Raw genomic sequence first — 21,886 nt, forward strand, 5'->3', positions numbered from 1 at the left:
GGCCGCCCGCATCCGCTCAGGCCGCGAGCCCCCGCTGCCGCAGGAGCGGACCGATGCTCGGTAGGCGCCCGCGGAAGGCGGTGTAGGCCTCGCCCGGATCGCGCAGGTTGCCCGCGCCGTAGACGAACTTGCGCAGGCGCGCCGCCGTCTCGGGATGGAAGATGTCGCCGGCCTCGCGGAACGCGTCGAAGGCGTCGGCGTCGAGCACCTCCGACCACAGGTAGCTGTAGTAGCCGGCGGCGTAGCCCTCGCCGGAGAAGATGTGGGCGAAGTGCGGCGAGCGGTGCCGCATGGAGATCTCCGCCGGCATGGCGATGCGGCTGAGCGCGTCGGCCTCGAAGGCCTGCACGTCGAGGCCGTCCTCGCCGGCGCTCGACAGGTGCAGGGTCATGTCGACGATGGCCGAGGAGGTGTACTCGATGGTGGCGAAGCCCTGGTTGAAGGTGCGGGCCGCGAGCAGGCGCTTCAGCAGGTCCTCCGGCATCGGCTCGCCGGTGCGGTAGTGGCGCGCGTGCCGGCGCAGGACCTCCGGCTGCTCGAGCCAGTGCTCGTAGAGCTGCGAGGGCAGCTCGACGAAGTCGCGGGCCACGGCCGTGCCCGACAGGAGCGGATAGGTCACGTCCGACAGGAGCCCGTGCAGGGCGTGGCCGAACTCGTGGAACAGGGTGCGGGCGTCGTCGAAGGACAGCAGGGTCGCCTCGCCCTCCGGCGCCTTGGCGAAATTCATCACGTTGACGATGACCGGCGTGACGACGCCGTTGAGGCGCTCCTGCGCGCGGAAGGCGCTCATCCAGGCGCCGCTGCGCTTCGAGGCGCGGGCGAAGTAGTCGCCGAGGAACACGCCGACCTCCGAGCCGTCGGCGTCGTGGACGGCCCAGGCCCGCACGTCGGGGTGGTAGCGCGGCACGTCGGCGAGTTCCTCGAACCGCAGGCCGAACAGGCGGGTCGCCGTGTCGAAGGCGCCGGCGATGACGCCGTCGAGCGACAGGTACGGCTTGATCTCGCCCTCGTCGAGGTCGTGCTCGGCCCGGCGCAGCTTCTCCGCGTAATGGCGCCAATCGTGTCGGGCGAGGGCGAAATCGTGCCCCTCGGCCCGGACGATGGCCTGGAGCCGGTCGCGCTCGGCCGCCGCCTGGTGGTGGGCCGGGGTCCAGACGTTGCGCAGCAGATCCATGGCGTTGTCGGGGGTGCCCGCCATGGTGTCGGAGAGCTTGAGATGGGCGAAGCTGTCGAAGCCGAGCAGGCGCGCCCGCTCGGCGCGCAGGGCCACGGTCTCGGCGATGAGGCCGCGGTTGTCGGTCTCGCCGCCGTTCTCGCCGCGCTTCGACCACGCGGCGTAGGCGCGTTCGCGCAGATCCCGGCGGGTGGAGAACACAAGGAACGGCTCGATCAGCGAGCGCGACAGGGTGATGACGTGGCCGTGCTTGCCGCCCCGCTCCTTGGCGGCGGAGGCGGCGGCGGCGCGCAGGAACGGCGGCAGGCCGGCGAGGTCCTCTTCGCCGTCGAGCGGCAGGGCGAAGGCGCCCTCGTCGGCCAGCAGGTTCTGGCTGAAGCCCGTGCCGAGTTCGGCGAGCCGCCCGGCGATCTCGGCCATGCGGGTCTTGGCCTCGGGGGCGAGATCGGCGCCGGACAGGCGGAAGCGCGTGCGGTAGCGCTCGAGCACCCGGCGTTCCTCCGGCCCGAGGGCTTCGGCCTCGGCATCGACGGCCGAGATGCGGGCCCACAGGTCGGGGTCGAGGTAGATGGCGCTGCCGTGGCGGGCGAGGACGGGCGAGATCGACCGCTCCACCGCCTGGAGCTCGGGGTTGGTGTGGCTGCCGCTGAGGTTGAAGAACACGTTCGCCACCCGGTCGAGGGCGAGGCCGGCCCGCTCCAGGGCGCCGACGGTGTTGTCGAAGCGCGGGGCCTCCGGATTCTTCGCGATGGCGGCGATCTCGGCCGTGTGCGCGGCGAGCGCGGTCTCGAAGGCCGGCAGGTAATGGGCGGCTTCGATGTGCTCGAACGGCGGCAGGCCGTGGGGCGTCGTCCAGGCGTGCTCCGCGAACGGCCCGATCGACGCGCCGGTGGGGCTGGAGGCGGAAGCGGGGGTGGTGCCGGCGGTCATGGTCATCCTGAGTTCGCGGATCGTATCCCAGCCGCAAGGTAAGCACCGCCCCGCCCCGGTGCAAAGGCCGGGACCGACCTTTGGGCCACGCCTGTTGCCCCTTCGCCCTTGCCGCACGCCCCGGAACCGCGATGCTCCGCAGGACTTCAGGCAGAAAACGGAACCCGGATGCCCCCGCCCTCAGTCAAGGCCGCATCCCGGCGAATCCTTCGCGGGATCGTCGTCTCCGCCCTGTTCGCCCCCCTGCTCGGGTCCGGGCTCGCGGCCCAGGAAGCGGCGGTGCCGGTGCCGCCGCCGATGCCGCCGGGCCGCCCGGCGGACCTCGGGGCCGCCCCCTCCCCCCCGGCCGGTCCGAGCCTCGACGCGCCGCGCCCGCCGGAGCGGCCGCCGGAGCTGTCGGCTCCGGCTGTGAAACCGCCCGACCCCAAGCCCGAGGCGCCCGCGGCCGAGGCGACGCCCCTGCCCCCGGCCCGCCCGGCCGAACTCTCCGGCGAGGCCGCCCTCGCGCTGACGGTGGCGGCCGCCGACGACACCGCCTGCCGCCAGCGCCTGGAGCGCCTCGGCGCCCGGTTCGAGCCTCAGCCGGCCCTCTCGGACGGCCAGTGCGGCGCGGCGCGGCCCCTGAAGGTGACGGCGCTTGCGGGCGACCTCGCCCTGACGCCCCCCGCCATCCTGGTCTGCGGGGCCGCCGAGGCTCTGGCCCGCTGGGCCACGGAAGCGCAGGTCCTGGCCGAGCGCGACCTGTCGCAGCCGCTCAAGGGGCTCAGCCTCGGCACCACCTACGTCTGCCGGGGCCAGAATCACGATCCCGACGCCAAGCTGAGCGAGCACGCCTTCGCCAACGGCATCGACGTGATGGGCTTCGCCTTCGCGAGCCGGCCGGCGATCACCGTGGCGCCCCTGCCCGAGGGGACGCCGGAGGCGGCGTTCCTCGCCCATGCCCGCGCCAAGGCGTGCGGGTTCTTCCGCACGGTGCTCGGGCCCGGCACGGATGCGGCGCACGCCAACCATTTCCACCTCGACGAACGCGAGCGCCCCGCCGGCCACCGCCTCTGCCAATAATTTTCAGGCCGCGGAACGGCTTAGTCTCCGCCGAGCTTGTTTCCTGTCGAGTGGGCGGTGGCGCCCCGGCCAGGATGCGTGACCATGCGTGGATCTTTGAAGGTGGGCGGAGTGTCCGCGCTGGCATGGGCCTGCCTTGCCGGCGGTGCTTTGGCGGTGCCCGAAAAAGCGGTCCCCGCCAAGGAAGCCCCCGCCAAGGAAGCCCCCGCCAAAGAGGTCCCCGCCAAGGCGGACGCGTCCCGACCGGCCGAAGCGCCCGCCCTCACCCGGGACGCCATCGAGGCCGCCACGTTCGTGGATGGCGCGACGCCGAAGGGCGACGACGGGACGTCCGGCGCGAAGACGGGCGACAAGCGCAAGGCCGACGGCAAGGCCGACGGCAAGCGGCCCGACCCCCTCCTCGTGAAGGTGCAGGTCCTGCTCGACCGGGCGCAGTTCTCGCCCGGCGCCATCGACGGGCGCGACGGCGAGAACCTGCGCGGCGCCCTCTCGGCCTTCGCCGTCGCCAACGGCCTGCCGGCCGCCACGGCCCTGGACGCGAAGCTGTTCGAGACGCTGAAGGCCACGAGCACCGAGCCGGTGGCGGCCGAGTACACCCTGACCGAGGCCGACGTCGCCGGGCCCTACGTCCCCGAGATCCCCGCGAAGATGGAGAAGCAGGCCGATCTGGAGGCCCTGTCCTACACCGATGCGCGCGAGATGCTGGCCGAGCGCTTCCACATGACGCCCGCGCTTCTCACCGCCCTCAATCCCGACAAGCCCCTCGACAGGGCCGGTACGGCGATCATGGTGGCGGCGGTGCCGGCCCTGGAGACGGGCAAGCCGAAGGCCGAGGACAAGGCGGGCAAGAGCGACAAGGATGTCGCCCGCATCACCGTCGACAAGGAGACCCGCCACGTGCGCGCCTTCGACAAGGCCGGCAAGCTCCTGGCGTTCTACCCCGCCTCCATCGGCAGCGAAGAGAAACCCGCACCCTCGGGCAAGACCAAGGTGAAGGGCGTCGCCTTCGCGCCGAACTACACCTACAACCCGAAATACGCGTTCAAGGGCGTGAAGACGAAGGAGAAGTTCACGATTCCCCCCGGGCCCAACAACCCGGTGGGCGTGGTGTGGATCGACCTCGCGATCCCCTCCTACGGCATTCACGGCACGCCGGAGCCCGAGAAGGTTGGCAAGACCGAGTCGCACGGCTGCATCCGCCTGACGAACTGGGACGCGCGCAGCCTCGCGCTGCGGGTCGCGCCCGGGACCGAGGTCACGTTCGTGGACGATTGATCCGGGCCAGCGTCGCCAGCCCCAGCAGGGCGGCATCGCCGAGGAAGGCCAGGGCGGCGGTGGCGCAGGCGCCCTGGAGCATCGGCACGGTGTTCTGGTTCTGGAGGCCGGCGACGATGGGGGTGCCGAGCGTCGCGGCGCCGGCCAGCGCCCCCACCGCCGCCGTAGCGATGGCCAGCACCAGGGCGGTGCGCAGGGTCTCGACGATCCCGGGCGCGGCCAGCGGCAGTTCGACGGACAGCAGGATCTGCCGGCGGGTCAGGCCCATGGCCTCGGCCGCCTCGCGGGCCTCGCGCGACACCGTCTCGAGGGCGCCCACCGTGCCGCGCAGGACCGGCATCACCCCGTAGGCGACGAGGGCGAGGAGCGTCGGCGGACCGCCGAAGCCCAGGATCGGGAGGGCGAGGGCCACGACCACCACCGGCGGCACCGCCTGGGCACCGGCGGCGAGTCCGTCGATGGCCGGGCGCAGGGCGGCCCCCCCGCGCCGGGTCGCCAGGATGCCGAGGGCGATCCCGAGCCCCGCCACGAGGGCGAGCCCGGTGCCCGCGAGGACGAGGTGCTGCACGGCGAGGGCCAGGAGACGATCCGTATCGAGGGCCCGGCGCGGCGCCTCGCCGAGGAATCCTGCCAGTCGGGTTGCGACCGCCGGATGGCTCAGGGCCGCCAGGGCGAGGCCGGTGACGGCGACGGTGGCGATCGGGCGGAGGCTCATGCCGGGAGCCCCGCGCGCATCCGGTCCTCGAGGGCGCTCAGGGTCCGCTCGGCCACAAGCGAGAGGGCGACCACCGGCACGGCGCCGAGCAGGATGAGGTCGGGGGCGAACTGCGCCATGCCGTCGAACACGATGCGGCCGAGGCCGCCGGCCCCCACGAGGGCGCCGAGGGTGGCGAGCCCGATGGCCTGGACCGTCGCGACCCGCAGGGCCCCGACGAGGAGCTGCCCCCCCAGGGGCAGGCGCAGGCGGGCGAGGATCTGGGTCTCCGTCAGACCCATGGCCCTGGCCGCGTCGAGGCTGGCGGGATCGGGCGCGGAGAGCGCCGCCGCCAGCCCCCGCCACAGGGGCAGGAGCAGGTAGGCGGCGACGCCCACCATGGCGGGCACCGGCCCCAGCGCCGACAGACCGAGGTCCCGTAACGAGGGCACGGCCCGCAGCAGCCCGCCTGTGAGCGCGACGAGGCCGCCCAGCAGGGCCACCGCCGGCACCACCTGCACCCCGCCGATCACGATCCCGACCGCGTCCTGGCCGCGCCGCCACAGGGACAGCAGGATCACGGCGGGGACGGCCAATCCGAGGGCGCCGCCGGCGAGCACGAGGTGCTCCACGAGGGCCGTGTGCACGGCCTCGCGTCGGGCGGCGTACTCGACGGCCAGCGACAGGGCGTCGAACGTGCCGGCCCGCCCGGCTGCGCCGAGGCCGACGAGGCCGAGCCCCACCACGACGAGGCCGAGGCCCGGACGGCGGCAGCGCCGGACGGCGAGGCCGAGGGCGGCGCCGAGCAGGGCGGCGGCGAGCCACGCCCCGGCCCCGAGGCCGGCCCGCGCCGCCGGCGGCTGGCCCGCCATCCGCAGGGCGGCGCCGTGGCCGAGCCCCCAGGCGAAAAGCCCGGCGGCGGCGAGGGCGAGCGCCAGGGCGGTGGCTCCGGCCCGGCGGCCCGGGGATACGGCGAGGAGGCCGGCGGCGAGGGCGGAGAGCGCGAGGATCGCCGGCAGGACCTGGCCGAGGGCGGCCCCACCGGTCACCGGCACGCCGGGGACGAGGCGGTTGGCGGCCATGGTCAGCAGGGGCCAGTGGATCAGCGCCGCGGCGAGGGCCGCCAGCCAGGCTAGGGCCACGGCCGCCGGCAGGCTTTTCATGACAGCCGGCAGGCCTTTCATAGCCGCCGGCAGGCCTCGCCATCCCGGGCCGGCCCGCTTGCCGTCCGTCTCCGCCGCTGGTCTCATCACAGAAAGCCGCGCTGTGTCAGGTAGGCGTGGGCCACGGTCCCGGCCACGGCACCCTCCACGGTGATGCGGGCGTTGAGGGCGCGCAGGGTCGTGGCGTCGAGGCTCGCGAAGATGCGGGCCAGCGCCGGCCGGATCGTGGGATGGCGGGTCAGGGCCTCGGCCCGGATGACCGGGGCGACCTCGTAGACGATCTGCGCGCCCTTCGGGTCCGCCATCACCACGAGGTCGAGGGCATCGAGCGCCCCGTCGGTGCCGTAGACCATGCCGGCGTTGACGCCGCTGATGCCCTGGGCCGCCGCCCGCGCCGTGACCGCCGTGTCGCCGCCGGGCAGGCTGATGATCCGGTCCAGCGGCAGCCGGAACTCGTAGGCCGCCTCGAAGGACGGCAGGGCGGCGGGGCTCTCGACGAACTCCGTCGAGGCGGCGAGCCGAATCAGCCCCCGCCCCACGGCGCGGGCGAAATCCGCCATGGTGGCGAGGCGTTCACGGCGCGCCAGGTCCCCGTTCACGGCGATGAGCCAAGTGTTGTTGGCCGGCGCCCGCGCGAGCCAGACGAGGCCGCGCGCCGCGTCCGCGCGGGCGATGGCCTCGAACGCGCCTTGGGACGTCTTCCAGGCCGGGTCCGAGACCGTATCGGTGAAGAAGGCACCGTTGCCGGTGTATTCGGGGTAGAGATCGACGGCGCCCGACAGGAGCGCGTCGCGCACGATGAGGGTCGGCCCGAGGCCGAGCTTGCGCACCACCGATAGCCCCAGGGCTTCGAGGGCGAGGGCGATCATCGCGCCCGCCAAGGCGCCTTCCGTATCGTTCTTCGAAGCGACCACCAGGGGCGCGGCCGCCGATGCCGACCGGGGACCGGCGAGGCAGGATACGGCGAGGCCGCCGAGGATGCCGCGCCGGGTTCGGAACCGGGTTCGTGGTGCGGGTTGCCCTGCGGATTCTACCATCGGTTTTCCCACGGGCCGGGACGCGCACGCGCGAGGACCGCCGGTCGCGGCGCGGGAGACGCAAATGTATCACTTCGTAACATCAACGCCCCGTCGGTGGCATTCGGACCCGGCGAAGTGCTTGACACGCTCGACGGAACGGGCGACGGCTCGTTCAGTCTCGGAACGGTCCCAGCCGTTCCGGCATCTCGGCAAGGTTGTCGTGCGCACGGCCAAGGGTGGTCTCCACCCGCGCCGAGGTCGATCTCAAGATTCGCCTTTGTAAACGGCGTTCCCGAACCCGGAACGGATCGAAGGGAAGAAGCCCCGGCGTGAGTGCTCAAGTGAACGAAGACCTTCTGAACGGGGCTCGCGTGCTTGTCGTCGAGGACGAAGCGGCGATCTCGATGCTTCTCGAAGACATGCTGCTCGACTTCGGTTGCACGGTTGTAGGGCCCGCCGCTCGGCTCTCGACCGCCCTCGAGATGGCGCAGGCCGAGAATTTCGAAGTGGCGATCCTCGACGTCAACGTCGCAGGCGAGCCGATCTATCCGGTGGCCGAGGCCATCGTGAAGCGCAACCTCCCCATCGTGTTCTCCACGGGCTATGGCGGCGCCGGCATCCGCGAGCCGTTCCGTGACCGCCCCGTGGTGCAGAAGCCGTTCAGCCAGGCCGATCTCAAGCGTACGCTGCTGGCCGCCGTCGCCGCCGCGCGGGCCTGACGCTCACCGCCCGTCCAAGGGAAACGCGTCCGCCACGTGGGTCGGCCAGCGCCCCGGGACGACCAGCACCGCATCCGCCCGCAGGGTGAGACCGGCGCAGGCCGGATGGGCCGTGATCCAGGCCCGGACCGCCCGCGAGACCCTTGCGCGCTTGCGCCCGTCGATGGCATCGAGGGCCGTCGCCAGGGTGGCCCGCGCCTTCACCTCGACGAACGCGACGGTGCGCCCGCGCCGCATGACGAGGTCGATCTCGCCGCCGGCCGCGCCGTAGCGCCGGGCGAGCGGCCAATACCCCTTCAGCATCAGTGCCATGAGCGCCCGGGTCTCGCCCGACAGGCCGCGCCCGTGGGTGGCGCGCCGCCGGGCGGCGTCCTTCGGGGGACGCTCAGGCGTCGTCATCGGTCCGCCGGGCGAGGGCCAGGGCGCGGGCATAGACCACCCGGCGCGGCTGGCCGGTCTCGTCGGCCACCAGGGCGGCGGCGTCCTTGATGGAGTGGCGGGCCAGCGCCGCGTTCAGGGCCGCGTCGAGGCCCGCATCGGTCTCGGCCGCGTCGGGCTCGTCGGCGCCGGTGCCGACGATCACCACGATCTCGCCCCGTGGCGCCCCCTCCTCCGCGAAGGTCGCGGCGAGCTGGCCCAAGGTGCCGCGCCGGATGGTCTCGTAGAGCTTGGTCAGTTCCCGGGCGACCGCCGCTGGGCGCCCCGCCCCCAGGACCTCGGCGGCATCGCCGAGCATCTCGGGCAGGCGATGGGGTGATTCGAACAGCACCAGGGTTCCGGGCACCTGCGCCAGCGCCTCCAGGCGGTTGCGGCGCGCGCCCGTCTTCTGCGGCAGGAAGCCTTCGAAGAAGAACCGGTCGGTGGGCAGGCCGGCGGCAACGATGGCGGTCATCACCGCCGAGGGGCCGGGGATCGGCGTGATCCGGATGCCGGCCGCGATGGCCGCCTGGACGAGCTTGAAGCCGGGGTCCGACACCAGCGGCGTGCCGGCGTCCGAGACCAGGGCCAGGGCCTCGCCGGCCTGCATCCGGGCGATCATCCGCTCGCGCACGGCGGCGTTGGAATGCTCGTGATAGGCGACCAGGGGCGTGGTGATCCCGTAATGCATCAGCAGGGTGCGGGTGACGCGGGTGTCCTCGGCCAGCACCGTATCGGCCGCCGCCAGGGTGGCCAGCGTCCGGAACGAGACGTCCTTGAGGTTGCCGATGGGGGTCGCGACCACGTGCAGGCCCGGATCGAGGGGCTCGGCCTCCGCCGCCAGACCGAAGGCCGTGAAGGTGGAGGCGGGCTTGTTGCCCCCGGCCGGGGCGTCCCGGCGTGGCCGGCCGGGCTTGTCGCTTCGCTGTGTCATGGAGGGACCATGCCATGCCGGCCCCCCCTCGCGGAATGCGCGCGTCCACAGGCGCGCACATTTACTTTTTCGAGCGACACTCCCAACGTGGCTGGACGGTCGGCGACAGGGGGGCTCGCGATGGCGCGCGCGAAGGGGCGACTCACGGAGCTGATCGGCGTGGGTGCCGTCGCCCTGGCCCTGGCCGGCTGTATCGGCGGCCCGGATGGCGGCCCGCGCTCGAGCCGCCGGACGCCGCCCATGGTCGCGGAGGTTCCCCCGGAGGGATTGCCGCCGGGTGAGACCAGCGTTCCGGGACCAGCCTCCCCCGGGACCCGGATCGGCACCGGCTCGGTCAAGGTCGCGCTCGTGGTGCCGCTGACCGGCCCGGGCGCGGCGGTGGGGGCGGCTTTGCGCAACGCGGCCGAGCTCGCCATGGAGGATTTCCAGAAGCCCGACCTCCAGATCCTGGTGAAGGACGACCGGGGGACGCCCGACGGCGCCCGCGAGGCGGCGCAGGCGGCTTTGGCCGACGGGGCCGAACTGGTGCTGGGCCCGCTCTTCGCCGCCAACGTCCAGGCGGCCTCCGGGCCGACGCGGGCGGCGGGCAAGCCCGTCATCGCCTTCTCCACGGACGCGGCGGTGGCGTCGCGCGGCGTCTACCTCCTCAGCTTCCTGCCCCAGGCGGAGGTCGACCGCATCGTCGACGAAGCCGTGGCCAAGGGCCGACGCTCCTTCGCCGCCCTGATCCCGGAGAACAGCTACGGCAACGCCGTCGAGGCGCAGTTCCGCGAGGCCGTGGCGCGAAAGGGCGCCCGCCTCGTCGGCATCGAGCGCTACGCGCCGGGCAATCCCGGCCCGGCGGTGGGGCGGCTCTCCGGCCTGATCGCGGGCGGCGGCGCCCAGGCCGACGCCCTGTTCCTGCCCGATACGCCCGACGGGCTGGCCGCCCTCGATCCGGTGCTCGCCAAGGCCGGGTTCGCGCCGACCCGAGTCCGGCCCCTCGGCACCGCCGTCTGGAACGACCCCCGCGCCTTCGCCCTGCCCTCGCTTCAGGGCGGGTGGTTCGCCGCCCCCGACGCGGCGGGTTTTTCGAGTTTCTCCCAGCGCTATCAGGCGCGCTTCGGTGCGGTGCCGCCGCGCGTGGCGACGCTGGCCTACGACGCCGTGTCGCTCACGGCGGCGCTCGGTCGGCAGTTCGGCTCCCAGCGCTTCGCCGACACCACGCTCACCAACCCGTCCGGTTTTTCCGGCGTCGACGGCACCTTCCGGTTCCGGCCCGATGGCCCGAGCGACCGGACCCTCGCGGTCTACGAGATCCGCAGCGGCGCCCCCGCCGTGGTCAGCCCGGCGCCCCGGGTGCTCGGGCCTTCGGGGACGTGATCAGGCGGCGAGCGCCGCCACGACGGAATTGAGCACCGGCGCCCCGCGCGGGGTCGCGGCGATGCGGCCGCCGCCGCTCCGGGCGAGCAGGCCGTCCGCCACGAGGGTCTCGATGCGGCCGGCGTCGAGGGCCTTTCCCTTGAGCGCCGCGTAACGGGCCGGGTCGATGCCCTCGGCGAGGCGCAGGCCCATCATCAGGAACTCGTCGCCCTGGTCGGCCGGCGACAGGATCTCCGTCTCGACGATGCCGTGTCCGTCGCGCTCGACCCGCGCGAGCCACGCCTCCGGCGCCCGCTCGGTGACGGTGCCGAGGCGCCCGTCCGGGGCCACGAGGCGGCCATGGGCGCCGGGGCCGATGCCCGCATACTCGCCGTAGCGCCAGTAGAGCAGGTTGTGGCGCGACTGCGCGCCGGGGCGGGCGTGGTTGGAGATCTCGTACGAGGACAGTCCGGCCCGGTCGCAGACCTCCTGGGTCACGTCGTAGAGGGCGCGGGCATGGTCGTCGTCGGGCGGCACGAGCCGGCCGGCGGCGGCGAGGCCGAAGAACGGCGTGCCGGGCTCGATGGTGAGCTGGTAGAGCGACAGGTGCTCGGCCGCCCGGGCGATGGCTTGCCCAAGCTCGGCGCGCCAGGCGGCGACGCTCTGGTCCGGCCGGGCGTAGATAAGGTCGAACGAGTACCGCTCGAAATGGGTCGCCGCCACGCTCACCGCCGCCATGGCTTCCCGCGCCGTGTGCATCCGGCCGAGGGCCTTGAGGGAGGCGTCGTCCATGGCCTGGACGCCCAGGGACACCCGGTTGACGCCGGCCGCCCGGTAGCCGCGAAACCGCTCGGCCTCGACGCTGGTCGGATTGGCCTCGAGGGTGATCTCGACGTCGGGCGCCGTCGCCCAGGCGCCCGCGATGGCGTCGAGGAGCCCCGCCACGGTGGCGGGACGCATGAGGGAGGGGGTGCCGCCGCCGAGGAACACGCTGGAGACCGTGCGGCCCGGTGTCCGCGCGGCCATGTGGGCGATCTCGGCCCGGAAGGCGGCGAGGTAGCGGACCTCGTCCACGGGCGCGTGGCGCACGTGGCTGTTGAAATCGCAATACGGGCACTTCGCGGCGCAGAAGGGCCAATGGACGTAGACCCCGAAGCCCGCGTCGCGGGTCGGATGGTCCGGGCCTGTCGGTTCGGTCATGGCCGCGATGTGCGCGCGCGCGGGGCGTTTGGCAATCCCGGCCGCGCCCCACTCCACGCGTCCACCTGTGCCGAACTGAGCCAGTCCGGGCGGTTATTGAGTGAGAAGACGAAGATCCGCTTCAGGCGAGATTAACCAAGTCCGTGCTTACTCACAGACACTTACGGTAAATCGTTCCCTCCACGGCGACCCCCGATCCGTTGTCAGGCCCGCGCGGCGCATCCGCGCGGACAGGGCTCGGGCAGGGCTGCCCGAACGGGACCTGCGTAACGAGTCGAGTCCCCATGACCTATGTCGCGCTCCGCTCGCGCCACTCCCCCCGGCAGGAAAGCCGCCGCCGCCGCAACCGCGTGCTGCTGGCCGCCTCGGTGGGGGCGCTCGGCCTCGTCGGCGCCGGGCTGTCGGGCCGGGGCGAGACCACCCCACCGCCCGTGAGCGTCGCGGTCGCACCCGAGGCGGCACCGGTGCGCGGGCGCCCCGCCGATTACGCCTGGATGCTCGATCCCACGCCCGCCCTTCCGGGGGCCGGCCTCGCCGCGTTCGCCCCCCTGGCCCCCGGCTTCCAGCGCACGGCCATGGCCCCGCCTCCCGAGGTTCTGATCGCCGCCGCCGAACCGGGGCGTGAGGCCGCCATTCCGGCGGCGCAGATCGCTCCGGCGCAGCCGCGCCCTCAACAGGTCGCCGCGACGCTGCCGCGCCCCGAGCAGGTCGCCGTCTCGATTCCCTTGCCGATCCCCCTGCCGGTGCCGCGCCCGCCGGAGTTCCGGCGCGCACCCGTCGCCGTCACCGCGCGCCTGTCCCGGCGTCCGGCCCTGCCCTCGACCCAGAGCGTGTTCCGGGCGGCGGGCGTCGAGGAACCGTCCCTATTCGACCGCATCTTCGGCGATGCCCCGGCCCCCACGGCCTACGCCGCCGTGGATGGGGCGTCGGAGGCGATCCCGTCGCGCCAGCGTCTGGTTCCGGCGCCGACCCTGGGTGCCGGCATCGCGATCTACGACATCACCGCCGGGCGGGTGACCCTGCCCAACGGCGAGGTCCTGGAGGCGCATTCGGGCCTCGGGCCCGCCCAAGACAATCCGCGCCACGTGCACCTCACCATGCGGGGCGCGACGCCGCCGGGCACCTACGACCTGCGCGAGCGCGAGGCCCTGTTCCACGGCGTGCGGGCGATCCGCCTCAACCCCGTGGGCGGTCCCGGTGCGATCCACGGCCGCGTCGGCCTCCTCGCCCACACCTACATGCTGGGACCGAGCGGCGCCTCCAACGGCTGCGTCGTGTTCCGCGATTACAACCGCTTCCTGCAGGCGTACCTCCGCGGCGAGGTCCAGCGCCTCGTGGTGGTGGCCGGCAACGGCCAGGACGGGCCGCCCGCGAGCGGGCGCCGCTACGGTCTGCTGGGCCGGTGAACGGCGGCGGCTGATCCGGCGTCCGCTAGATCAAAGCGGACGCCGGATCGGCAAGCCCGCGCGGCGCTTGAGGACAACCGAACTCCGCCATTCCGAAGGACTCAAACGGAGTTCGTATGAGACGGAAAACAGCGCGGCCTCGTCGCGATCGCCGCCGTGTTCCACGTTGAACCGTCGTGTCGCACGCGTCGGATCGGGGCGCTATGTTTCGATATACGGGAGTGAGTCCGTCGAATCGCCCGGGAGGACGCAACCATGGCCGCCAGCCGACGCGAGATCGTTCCGGATTTTTCGGCCTATCCCGACCTGGTCGTGATCTATCTCGGCATGCGGGTTCGGACCCTGTACGGCATCAAGACCCTACTCGGATTCGGGCCGCGGATCGCACGGGTCGGTGCGGCCCGGCCCGCCGGCCTGCTGCATTACGAGAACAACATCATCTTCAGTCTGAGACCGCTGCATGTCGGCATGCGCTGGTACTGGCGCGACATGGACAGCATGGTCGCCTGGGCGAAGTCCGAGCCGCACCGGCAATGGTGGACGGATTTCGTGCGGGATACGCGCGGCGTCGGCATCTGGCACGAGACTTACCACATGCGGGGCGGCATGGAGGCCATCTACAACGACGTGACCAAGCCCGTCGGGTTCGCCGCGTTCCTGCCCATGCGGGAGGCCCGTGGATCGTTGGCGGCCCGGCACAGGGCGCACGCCTCGCCGAACCTCGAAGACCTTCCCTCGCAGAACGTGCCGGACCCTTCGCCCTGAACGGGGGGCCTCGTCGCCGACCGTCAGCCCGGCCGCCGCAGGCAGGCTCAGGTCGGTCGCCGCAGGCACACTTGGGCCAGGAGCACGAAGGCGCGCGCCCGGTGCGAGAGAGCCTCGCCCGTCTCCCAATCGACGCCGTGCTTCTCCTCCGACGAGATCTCCCCGAAGGTGCGGTCGTGGCCGTCGGGCAGGAACAGCGGATCGTAGCCGAACCCGCTGCCACCGCGCGGCGGCACCACCTGCCCGAACACCCTTCCCTCGAAGGTCTCGGTGTGGCCGTCCGGCCAGGCGATAACGAGAGCGGAGACGAAGTGCGCCCGGCGCGTGGTGTCGCCGCGCTTGGCCATCTCGGCCGCGACCCGGGCCATGGCCCCGCCGAAATCCTTGGATTCCCCGGCCCAGCGCGCCGAGAACAGGCCGGGCGCGCCGTCGAGCGCGTTCACGCACAGGCCCGAATCGTCGGCGAAGGCGGGCAGGCCCGAGGCCTGGGCCGCCGCGTTCGCCTTGATGGCGGCGTTCTCCGAGAACATCGTGCCGGTCTCGTCGGGTTCGGCCAGGCCGAGTTCCCCGGCCGAGACCGCCTCGACGCCGAAGGGCGCCAGCAACTCGCGCATCTCGACGAGCTTGCCGGCATTGTGGGTCGCGATGACGACCCGGCCCGAGAGGATGCGGTGCTGGCTCATGCGGAGGCCTTCCGGTCGGGGGCCGGCTGCGCCAGCGCCTGTTTCTGGAGGGCGACGAGGCGCTCGGTGCCGCCCTTGGCGAGGCGCAGGAGCGCCAGGAGTTCCTCTTCCGAGAACGGCTTGCCCTCGGCGGTACCCTGGACCTCGACGAGGCCTCCGGACCCGGTGATCACGAAGTTGGCGTCGGTCTCGGCGCCCGAATCCTCGGCGTAGTCGAGGTCGAGCACCGGCACGCCCTTGACGATGCCGCAGGACACCGCTGCCACGTGCTCGCGCAGGGGATCGACGGAGATGATGGAACGGGCGCGCATCCAGGCAAAACAATCGTGCAGCGCCACCCAGGCGCCCGTGATGGCGGCCGTGCGGGTGCCGCCATCGGCCTGGATCACGTCGCAATCGACGGTGATCTGGCGCTCGCCCATGGCCGGCAGGTTGGTGACGGCGCGCAAGGATCGGCCGATGAGGCGCTGGATCTCCTGGGTGCGGCCGGACGGCTTACCGGAATTCACCTCGCGCCGCGTGCGCTCGTGGGTGGCGCGCGGCAGCATGGAATACTCGGCCGTGATCCAGCCCTTGCCGGAGCCGCGCAGCCAGGGCGGCCCGCGCTCTTCGAGGGAAGCGGTGCACAGCACCCGCGTCTCGCCGAAGGTGACGAGGCAGGAGCCCTCGGCATAGCGGGCGACGGCGCGCTCGAGGGTGACGGTGCGCAGATCGTCGTTGGCGCGCTTCGAGGGCCGCATCGCCACTCTCCCGGTTGAGATGTCAGGACGCGGCTCTTAGGCGTCGGAGACGGCCCCGGCAACGCCTCCAGCGAAAAGGGGCGCCCGGTCGGGCGCCCCTCGTCATGTCTCAGTAGAAGTGGCGGCGGCCGTAGCCGTGGTGGTGACCCCGGTGGTGACCGAAGTGACGGCCGAAATGGTGGCGGCGGTGGCCGTAGTGATGGCCGAAGTGGCGGCGGTGGCCGAAGTGACGGTGGTGATGGCCGCGATGATGACGGCCGTAGCCGCCGTACTGAACCTCGGTGAGGCCGGCGGCCGGGCCGGCGACCTCGGTGGAAACCATGGCGGGGGCCGCCTGGGCGCCCTGGGGGGCGGCGACGAACATCGCACCGATCATCGCCAGTACGATGGCCAGGGACCGGATCAGGCCGAAACGGGGTGTGTTGCGCATATGGGACTCCTGACGCCACGCGGGGCCGGCCGCGAACCGAGCTCGCATTGAACTCGAACTCGGCCGGACAGGTGAGCGGTGTGGAACGCACGATGCGCCGGGACGGCTTCATCGGACGTCGGTTTTTATTTTTGCCGGTTTTCCCGTCTCCGTGGATTAACGTCGCCGCGCCCTCCCCGGCCGCGTCCCGACGGCGCCTTGTGAAAGGGCCCCCGGGCGGACACAATCGGGGACCAGGGAAACCATCGTGACCGAGCCCGCCCGCCCCTTCTCCTCGTCCCAGCAGATGCAGGTTCTCGCCGCTCTGAACGAGCGCTCCCGCGAGATCTTCCGGCAGATCGTGGAAAGCTACCTCACCACCGGCGAGCCGGTGGGATCGCGCAACCTCGCGCGCATCCTGCCCATGGCCCTGTCGCCGGCCTCCATCCGCAACGTGATGGCGGATCTGGAGCATTCCGGGCTCATCTACGCGCCCCACGCCTCCGCCGGGCGGCTGCCCACCGAGCAGGGGCTGCGCTTCTTCGTCGATGCCATGCTCGAACTCGGCGATGTGGGCCAGGACGAGCAGGCCCGCATCGAGGCGCAGATGCGGGCGGCGGCCTCCGGGCACACCTTCGAGAGCGCGCTCGCCGAGGCCTCGACCCTGCTGTCGGGCATCTCGCGCGGGGCCGGCGTGGTGCTGACCACGAAGACCAACGTCCACCTGAAGCACATCGAATTCGTGCGCCTCGATCCCGCCCGGGCCCTGGTGGTCCTCGTCTCCGACGACGGCTCCGTGGAGAACCGCCTCCTCGACCTGCCGCCGGGATTGCCGGCGAGCGCCCTGCAGGAAGCCTCGAACTACCTCAACGCCCGCCTCCAGGGCCGCACCCTCGGGACGCTCCGGGCCGAGATCGAATCCGGCCGCCAGGCGATGAAGCGCGAACTCGACGCCATCACCGAGCGCCTCGTCGATGCGGGGCTCGCCGTCTCCGTCGGCCCCTCGGACGCCCGCCAGCTCATCGTGCGCGGCCAGGCCAACCTCCTGGACGACCTACGCGCGGTGGAGGACCTCGAGCGCATCCGCCTGCTGTTCAACGACCTCGAGACCCAGAAGGACGTGATCGAACTTCTGTCCCGGGCCGAGGGCGGCGAGGGCGTGCGCATCTTCATCGGCTCGGAGAACAAGCTGTTCTCGCTCTCCGGGTCCTCGATGATCGCCGCACCCTTTCGCGATGGGGCGCAGAAGATCGTCGGCGTCGTCGGCGTCATCGGGCCGACGCGACTGAACTATGCGCGGATCGTCCCGATGGTGGACTACACCGCCCGCGTGGTGTCGGGGCTGCTCGACCGGACCAAGCGGTAGAACGGAAAGAGGGCGCCGCCTCGCGGCCGCGCCCTCCCGGTCACCTGAAGCGGCCGTTCAGCCCCGGATCACGTCCACGATCTCGTAGGTGTCGGGATCGACGATGACGATGTCGTCGTCGACCAGCACGTAGCGGTAATCCTCGTATTCCGGTGCGATGCGGACGATGTCCGGCGGCAGGTCGTAGAGGGTGTAGCTGCGGGCGATGGCCGTGCCGACGGTGAGCGCGAAAGCGCCGGCGGCCAGGCGCGGGATGCCGCGGCGGATCACGCTCTGGCGGAACTCCGTGCGCTGCGGCGCGCCGAGGCGGCCATAGGCTCCCCGGACCGCGCCCCGCTCGCCGCGTCCGCCCCGGTCACCCCGTGCGCCACGATCACCCCTGTCGTCGCGATCCGCCTTGCCGCCGCGATCGCCCCGGCCGTCGCGATCGCCGCGATCGGCCTTGCCGTCCCGATCCGCCTTGCCATCGCGATCGCCACGATCCGCCTTTCCATCCCGATCCGCTTTGCCATCCCGATCCGCCTTGCCATCCCGATCCGCCTTGCCATCCCGATCCGCCTTGCCGTCCCGGTCGCCACGGCCGGCCTTGCCGTCGCGGTCGGTCGGACCGTCCCGGTCCGCCCGGCCCTCGCCCTGCCCGGCGCGGCCCTCGGCGCCCGGACCGGACCGGCCCTCGTCCCCGCCCCGCCCCGCGCCGCCGACCGGACCGCCGCGCTCGGCGGCGCCACCGGCCGCACCCGCACCCCCTGTGCCCGCGCCGCCCGCGGCCGGACCGCCACGCTCGGCACCGGCGCCTCCCGCCGCTCCGGCGCCACCGGCCCCTGGGCCGCCTGCCCCGCCGCGCCCGCCGCCGCCGGCCCCGCCGGCTCCCATTCCGGCACCGCCACCGGCGCCACCGGCCCCCGCTGCGCCGCCACCGGGGCCGCCGCCGGGGCCGCCTTGGCCGAAGGCCGCCGTCGCGCCGATGATCAGGGCCGCGGCCGCGACCGTGCTGCGAAAGAGCTTGTTCATGGATTCGTTTCCTGACCCGTTGATCGACGACGCCGTCCGGCGCCGATGCGCAGCCGCAACGAGGACGCCCGAGAAACCGTTCCGAATTTCTTCGGCTCGACTGGTGCGAGACCTTCCGTTCGAAGTCGTCCGATGCAACGAAAGCTTGAGCGCATATTCTCCACAACGGCGATGCGCGCCCTCATGGCTGCGGCGACCGCCGGCCCACCGGAGCCCTTGTGAATTTTTCGCCGAGGCTTAACGTCCCCGCAAAGCGTGCCCGGGCCGGGTCATGCTCAAAAAATGTCATGCTCAAAAAATAATGAGCCAATCCAAGAACATCCCAAACAAAACAGGGGGAAGCGCATGTCGGACAGTGCTGGAGTCATGACGCCGAGGCTCGACGAGGCGGCGGACAATCGCCGCCGGATCAAGGCCATCGTCGCCTCGTCGTCGGGCAACCTCGTCGAGTGGTTCGACTTCTACTGCTACGCCTTCTTCGCCCTGTACTTCGCGCCGGTGTTCTTCCCCGAGGGCGACGACACCAGCCAGCTCCTGAAATCGGCGGCCGTCTTCGCCGTCGGCTTCTTCATGCGGCCCATCGGCGGCTGGCTGTTCGGACGTCTCGCCGACCGGCTGGGCCGCAAGAAATCCATGATGATCTCGGTGCTGATGATGTGCGCCGGCTCGCTCATGATCGCCGTGCTGCCGACCTATGCCAGCGTCGGTCACCTCGCCCCGGCCCTCCTGCTCCTCGCCCGGATGATCCAGGGCCTGTCGGTGGGCGGCGAGTACGGCACCAGCGCCACCTACATGAGCGAGATCGCCATCAAGGGCCGGCGCGGGTTCTTCGCCTCGTTCCAGTACGTCACCCTCATCGGCGGCCAGCTCCTCGCCTCCCTGGTGCTCATCGTCCTGCAGGGCTTCCTCACGGCCCAGCAGCTCACCGCCTGGGGCTGGCGCATCCCGTTCGTGATCGGGGCGGTGGCCGCCGTCGTCGCCCTCTACCTGCGCTCGTCGCTGACCGAGACCGCCACCAAGGCGGACATGAATTCCAAGGAATCCGGCACCTTCGCGGCCCTGTTCAAGCACTGGCGCGCGTTCTGCGTGGTGCTGGCCTACACCGCCGGCGGTTCTCTAAGCTTCTACACCTTCACCACCTACATGCCGAAGTACCTCTTCAACACGGCGCATATCGACAAGGTGACGGCCTCGCAGATCTCGACCGCGGCGCTCCTGGTCTACATGATCATCCAGCCGTTCTTCGGCTGGCTGTCGGACCGGATCGGCCGCAAGGCTAACATGCTGCTCTACAGCGGCCTCGGCACCCTCATGGTGGTGCCCTTGATGACCACCATCGGCAGCACCACCAACCCGGTCCTGTCCTTCGCTCTCATCATGATCGGCCTGACCGTGATCAGCTTCTACACGGGCATCTCCGGCATCGTGAAGGCGGAGCTGTTCCCGACCCAGGTGCGGGCGCTCGGCGTCGGCCTGTCCTACGCGGTCGCCAACTCCCTGTTCGGCGGCACCGCCGAGGCGGTCGCCCTCTACCTGAAGCAGATCGGTTCGGAGAGCACGTTCTTCTGGTACGTCACCGTGATGCTCGGGATCGCCTTCGTCGCCTCGCTGATCATGCCGAACCCCAAGCGCCACGGCTATCTCGACGGCGACGGCACCGTCGAGGAGGCGCTGGGGGCGAAGGCGCGCGTGGTCCACGCCTGATCCGTGGGGCGACGGTTCAGGCCGTCTCGCCCAGCATCGCCCGGCGCTGCCGGTCGAGTTCCTCGGCATAGCGCTTGAGGGTGTGGCTCTCGGTCAGGAGGCCCACCACCCGGCGGGTGTCGAGGCCGTCGACGACGGCGAGCGCCTCGCTCTCCGTGCGGTCGAAGGTGGCGGCCGCCGCCTTGGCGTTCATCCCCGGTGTCAGGACGTCGCCCGCGTGGCGCAGCAGGCCGGCGAGGCCGGGCGCGGCGCCTTCCGCATCGCGGGCGGCGGCGTGGGCCTCGGGCACGCGGACGATGCCGGCATAGCGCCCCGCCCCGTCCACCACCACGATCCGCGAGGGCGATCCGAGGGGATGGCCGGCGAGGAACGCGTCGAGTCCGGTGTCGAGGGGGACGGTGGCCACCTCGCGCCGCATCAGGGTCTCCACGGTGAGGGTCCTGATCCAGCCGATATCGTGGGCGCTGCGGATGCTCTCGCCGCGCAGGTGGAAACGCCAGGTGGCGAACGAGTAGCCGAAGGTCTTTCGCACGGTGAGCGAGGAGGCGATCACCGCCACGAGGACGAGGCCGGTGATGGGAAAGCTTCCCGTGAGCTCCAGCGCCAGGAACGTCATGGTGAGCGGTCCGCCGATGACCGCCACGGCCAGCGCGCTCATGCCGATCACCGCGTAGGCCAGTGACGTGGGCGAAAACGCGGTGAGCCCCGGCATCAGCCCCGAAAAGACCTCGCCGGCCAGCGCCCCGAGGAACAGGGAAGCGAAGAACAGCCCGCCGCGAAACCCCGAACCGATGGAGATGGCCGAGGCCGTCGCCTTGGCGGCGAACAGCAGGGCGAGGGCTCCGAGTCCCATGCCGGTCCCGGGGTTGTCGAGATGCAGGTGCAGCGCCCCGTGCCCGCCCGAGAGCACCTGCGGCGAGGTGGCCAGCGCCAGGGCGCCGACGCACAGGCCGCCGAGGGCCGGAGCCACCATGGCGGGCAACCGGCTCGCGCGGATTCCGGCCTCCACCAGGGTGACGCCGCGCATGATGAGGATGCCGAGGCCCGCACAGATGAGCCCGAGGCCGAGGACCGGCAGGGTGTCGGCCCCGGTGATCGCCGTCGTCGTGAGGGCGTCGAGGCCGTCGACGGTGACGAGCGCCGGCTGGGTCATCAGGGCGCGGGCGACGACGCTGCCGCACAGGGCCGCCACCACCACCGGCGTTAGGGTGGCGATGGAGTAGGTGCCGATGATGAGCTCGAAGGCATAGAACGCCCCCGTGAGCGGCGCCCCGAAGGCGGCCGCGATGGCGGCGGCGGCCCCGCAGCCCACCAGGGTGCGCTGGTCGCTCCGGCGCAGTTCGAACGACAGCCCGAGGCGCGAGGCGAGGCCGGCGCAGATCTGGGTGTAGCCGGCCTCGAGGCCGACGGAGGCGCCGCACCCGTTCGAGATCACGTTCTGGAGGGCGACCAGCCCGGAGCCGCGCACCGACATCCGTCCCCCGTGCAGGGCGTTGGCCTCGATGGGATCGATGACCGCCTGCGGGCGCCGTCCGCGCCGCCGGGCGATGGCGATGGCGAGGAGGCCCAGCAGCGCGCCGCCCGCGGCCGGGGCGAGGACGAGGGTGAGGGCCGACAGGTCGGGGGTCGCGCTGAGGCGGGCGCCGTTCGGCAGGCCGTAGAGGCTTTCCCGCAGGGCTTGCGCCACCCATCCCATGGCCGCGACCAGGACGCCCGCGCCGCAGCCGGCGAGGGCCGCCAGGGCGACGAGGCCGGTCTCCCCGCCGCGCACCAGCGCGCGCGCCCGCGCCGGCGCCTGGGCGAACACGTGGGCGAGGCGGGGACGGGGCGCGTTCATCGGGGCCGTTCGTGAGGGAGGCGGGCAGGCGGACCGG

The 21,886-nt window shown here is 72.4% G+C and carries 20 protein-coding genes; 8 read left to right on the forward strand and 12 right to left on the reverse strand.

The features are described 5' to 3' along the window. Positions 1 to 16: 16 nt before the first annotated feature. On the reverse strand, positions 17 to 2,104 hold the full coding sequence (locus MKK49_RS12800) for a M3 family metallopeptidase (RefSeq protein WP_244029003.1): 2,088 nt from the start codon (positions 2,102 to 2,104) through the stop codon (positions 17 to 19). A gap of 168 nt (positions 2,105 to 2,272) precedes the next feature. Here MKK49_RS12800 and MKK49_RS12805 point away from each other — a divergent pair, with 168 nt between their 5' ends. Together MKK49_RS12805 and MKK49_RS12810 are read left to right on the forward strand one after the other, a co-directional pair. Next, the gene (locus MKK49_RS12805) at positions 2,273 to 3,166 is read left to right on the forward strand and encodes an extensin family protein (protein WP_244028938.1); all 894 of its coding nucleotides are present in this window, start codon (positions 2,273 to 2,275) and stop codon (positions 3,164 to 3,166) included. Positions 3,167 to 3,250: 84 nt separating this feature from the next. Next, positions 3,251 to 4,441 (forward strand): L,D-transpeptidase, encoded by a 1,191-nt coding sequence (locus MKK49_RS12810; RefSeq protein WP_244028940.1) that lies wholly within the window; start codon positions 3,251 to 3,253, stop codon positions 4,439 to 4,441. On the opposite strand, the gene MKK49_RS12815 is transcribed toward MKK49_RS12810, so the two are convergent. From MKK49_RS12815 to MKK49_RS12825, 3 genes are all read right to left on the reverse strand, one after another. Continuing rightward, complete coding sequence (locus tag MKK49_RS12815) at positions 4,422 to 5,156, reverse strand: ABC transporter permease (RefSeq protein ID WP_244028942.1); 735 nt, start codon at positions 5,154 to 5,156, stop codon at positions 4,422 to 4,424. The two genes, MKK49_RS12810 and MKK49_RS12815, sit on opposite strands and share 20 nt — an antisense overlap. Continuing rightward, positions 5,153 to 6,298, reverse strand: a complete 1,146-nt coding sequence (locus MKK49_RS12820) for an ABC transporter permease (protein ID WP_244028943.1) — start codon at positions 6,296 to 6,298, stop codon at positions 5,153 to 5,155. The genes MKK49_RS12815 and MKK49_RS12820 overlap by 4 nt, the downstream gene beginning before the upstream one ends. 86 nt (positions 6,299 to 6,384) lie before the next feature. Beyond that, positions 6,385 to 7,335 (reverse strand): glycine betaine ABC transporter substrate-binding protein, encoded by a 951-nt coding sequence (locus MKK49_RS12825; RefSeq protein ID WP_244028945.1) that lies wholly within the window; start codon positions 7,333 to 7,335, stop codon positions 6,385 to 6,387. A gap of 311 nt (positions 7,336 to 7,646) precedes the next feature. Between MKK49_RS12825 and MKK49_RS12830 the strand changes: the two genes are divergently transcribed. Next, complete coding sequence (locus MKK49_RS12830; RefSeq protein WP_056095721.1) at positions 7,647 to 8,036, forward strand: response regulator; 390 nt, start codon at positions 7,647 to 7,649, stop codon at positions 8,034 to 8,036. A 3-nt stretch (positions 8,037 to 8,039) separates the two neighbouring features. Here the strand turns inward: MKK49_RS12830 and MKK49_RS12835 are convergent, their stop codons facing one another. Together MKK49_RS12835 and rsmI are read right to left on the reverse strand one after the other, a co-directional pair. Next, positions 8,040 to 8,435 (reverse strand): YraN family protein, encoded by a 396-nt coding sequence (locus tag MKK49_RS12835; protein WP_244028947.1) that lies wholly within the window; start codon positions 8,433 to 8,435, stop codon positions 8,040 to 8,042. Next, positions 8,422 to 9,387, reverse strand: coding sequence for a 16S rRNA (cytidine(1402)-2'-O)-methyltransferase (rsmI, locus tag MKK49_RS12840; protein WP_244028949.1), 966 nt, complete (start codon positions 9,385 to 9,387; stop codon positions 8,422 to 8,424). Before rsmI ends, MKK49_RS12835 begins: the two co-directional genes overlap by 14 nt. Before the next feature lie 120 nt (positions 9,388 to 9,507). Here rsmI and MKK49_RS12845 point away from each other — a divergent pair, with 120 nt between their 5' ends. Then, the gene (locus MKK49_RS12845) at positions 9,508 to 10,749 is read left to right on the forward strand and encodes a penicillin-binding protein activator (protein WP_244028951.1); all 1,242 of its coding nucleotides are present in this window, start codon (positions 9,508 to 9,510) and stop codon (positions 10,747 to 10,749) included. Here the strand turns inward: MKK49_RS12845 and hemW are convergent, their stop codons facing one another. After that, positions 10,750 to 11,928, reverse strand: coding sequence for a radical SAM family heme chaperone HemW (gene hemW / locus MKK49_RS12850; RefSeq protein ID WP_244028953.1), 1,179 nt, complete (start codon positions 11,926 to 11,928; stop codon positions 10,750 to 10,752). A gap of 284 nt (positions 11,929 to 12,212) precedes the next feature. On the opposite strand from hemW, the gene MKK49_RS12855 reads away from it, so the two are divergent. Both MKK49_RS12855 and MKK49_RS12860 read left to right on the forward strand, forming a co-directional pair. Further along, positions 12,213 to 13,334 carry a tlde1 domain-containing protein gene (locus MKK49_RS12855; RefSeq protein ID WP_244028955.1) on the forward strand — a complete coding sequence of 374 codons (1,122 nt, stop codon included), beginning with the start codon at positions 12,213 to 12,215 and terminating at the stop codon, positions 13,332 to 13,334. Between the two features lie 255 nt (positions 13,335 to 13,589). Next, positions 13,590 to 14,099 carry a DUF4188 domain-containing protein gene (locus MKK49_RS12860; protein WP_244028957.1) on the forward strand — a complete coding sequence of 170 codons (510 nt, stop codon included), beginning with the start codon at positions 13,590 to 13,592 and terminating at the stop codon, positions 14,097 to 14,099. A gap of 47 nt (positions 14,100 to 14,146) precedes the next feature. On the opposite strand, the gene rdgB is transcribed toward MKK49_RS12860, so the two are convergent. The 3 genes from rdgB to MKK49_RS12875 all read right to left on the reverse strand — a co-directional run bounded on the left by rdgB (position 14,147) and on the right by MKK49_RS12875 (position 15,952). Continuing rightward, positions 14,147 to 14,782, reverse strand: coding sequence for an RdgB/HAM1 family non-canonical purine NTP pyrophosphatase (gene rdgB / locus MKK49_RS12865; protein ID WP_244028958.1), 636 nt, complete (start codon positions 14,780 to 14,782; stop codon positions 14,147 to 14,149). Next, positions 14,779 to 15,522 carry a ribonuclease PH gene (gene rph, locus MKK49_RS12870; RefSeq protein ID WP_244028960.1) on the reverse strand — a complete coding sequence of 248 codons (744 nt, stop codon included), beginning with the start codon at positions 15,520 to 15,522 and terminating at the stop codon, positions 14,779 to 14,781. Before rph ends, rdgB begins: the two co-directional genes overlap by 4 nt. Before the next feature lie 109 nt (positions 15,523 to 15,631). Continuing rightward, positions 15,632 to 15,952 (reverse strand): hypothetical protein, encoded by a 321-nt coding sequence (locus MKK49_RS12875; protein WP_244028962.1) that lies wholly within the window; start codon positions 15,950 to 15,952, stop codon positions 15,632 to 15,634. 286 nt (positions 15,953 to 16,238) lie between these two features. On the opposite strand from MKK49_RS12875, the gene hrcA reads away from it, so the two are divergent. Beyond that, positions 16,239 to 17,297: a heat-inducible transcriptional repressor HrcA gene (gene hrcA / locus MKK49_RS12880; RefSeq protein ID WP_244029005.1), complete on the forward strand. Its 1,059-nt coding sequence runs from the start codon at positions 16,239 to 16,241 to the stop codon at positions 17,295 to 17,297. 57 nt (positions 17,298 to 17,354) lie between these two features. Here the strand turns inward: hrcA and MKK49_RS12885 are convergent, their stop codons facing one another. Then, positions 17,355 to 18,308: a DUF1236 domain-containing protein gene (locus MKK49_RS12885; RefSeq protein WP_244028964.1), complete on the reverse strand. Its 954-nt coding sequence runs from the start codon at positions 18,306 to 18,308 to the stop codon at positions 17,355 to 17,357. 366 nt (positions 18,309 to 18,674) lie between these two features. Here MKK49_RS12885 and MKK49_RS12890 point away from each other — a divergent pair, with 366 nt between their 5' ends. Further along, positions 18,675 to 20,012 (forward strand): MFS family transporter, encoded by a 1,338-nt coding sequence (locus MKK49_RS12890; protein ID WP_244028966.1) that lies wholly within the window; start codon positions 18,675 to 18,677, stop codon positions 20,010 to 20,012. A 16-nt stretch (positions 20,013 to 20,028) separates the two neighbouring features. Here MKK49_RS12890 and MKK49_RS12895 read toward each other — a convergent pair whose 3' ends face one another. Continuing rightward, complete coding sequence (locus tag MKK49_RS12895; RefSeq protein WP_244028968.1) at positions 20,029 to 21,849, reverse strand: chloride channel protein; 1,821 nt, start codon at positions 21,847 to 21,849, stop codon at positions 20,029 to 20,031. Between the last annotated feature and the right edge of the window lie 37 nt (positions 21,850 to 21,886).

The organism is Methylobacterium sp. J-090, assembly GCF_022829345.1.
Classification (GTDB): domain Bacteria; phylum Pseudomonadota; class Alphaproteobacteria; order Rhizobiales; family Beijerinckiaceae; genus Methylobacterium.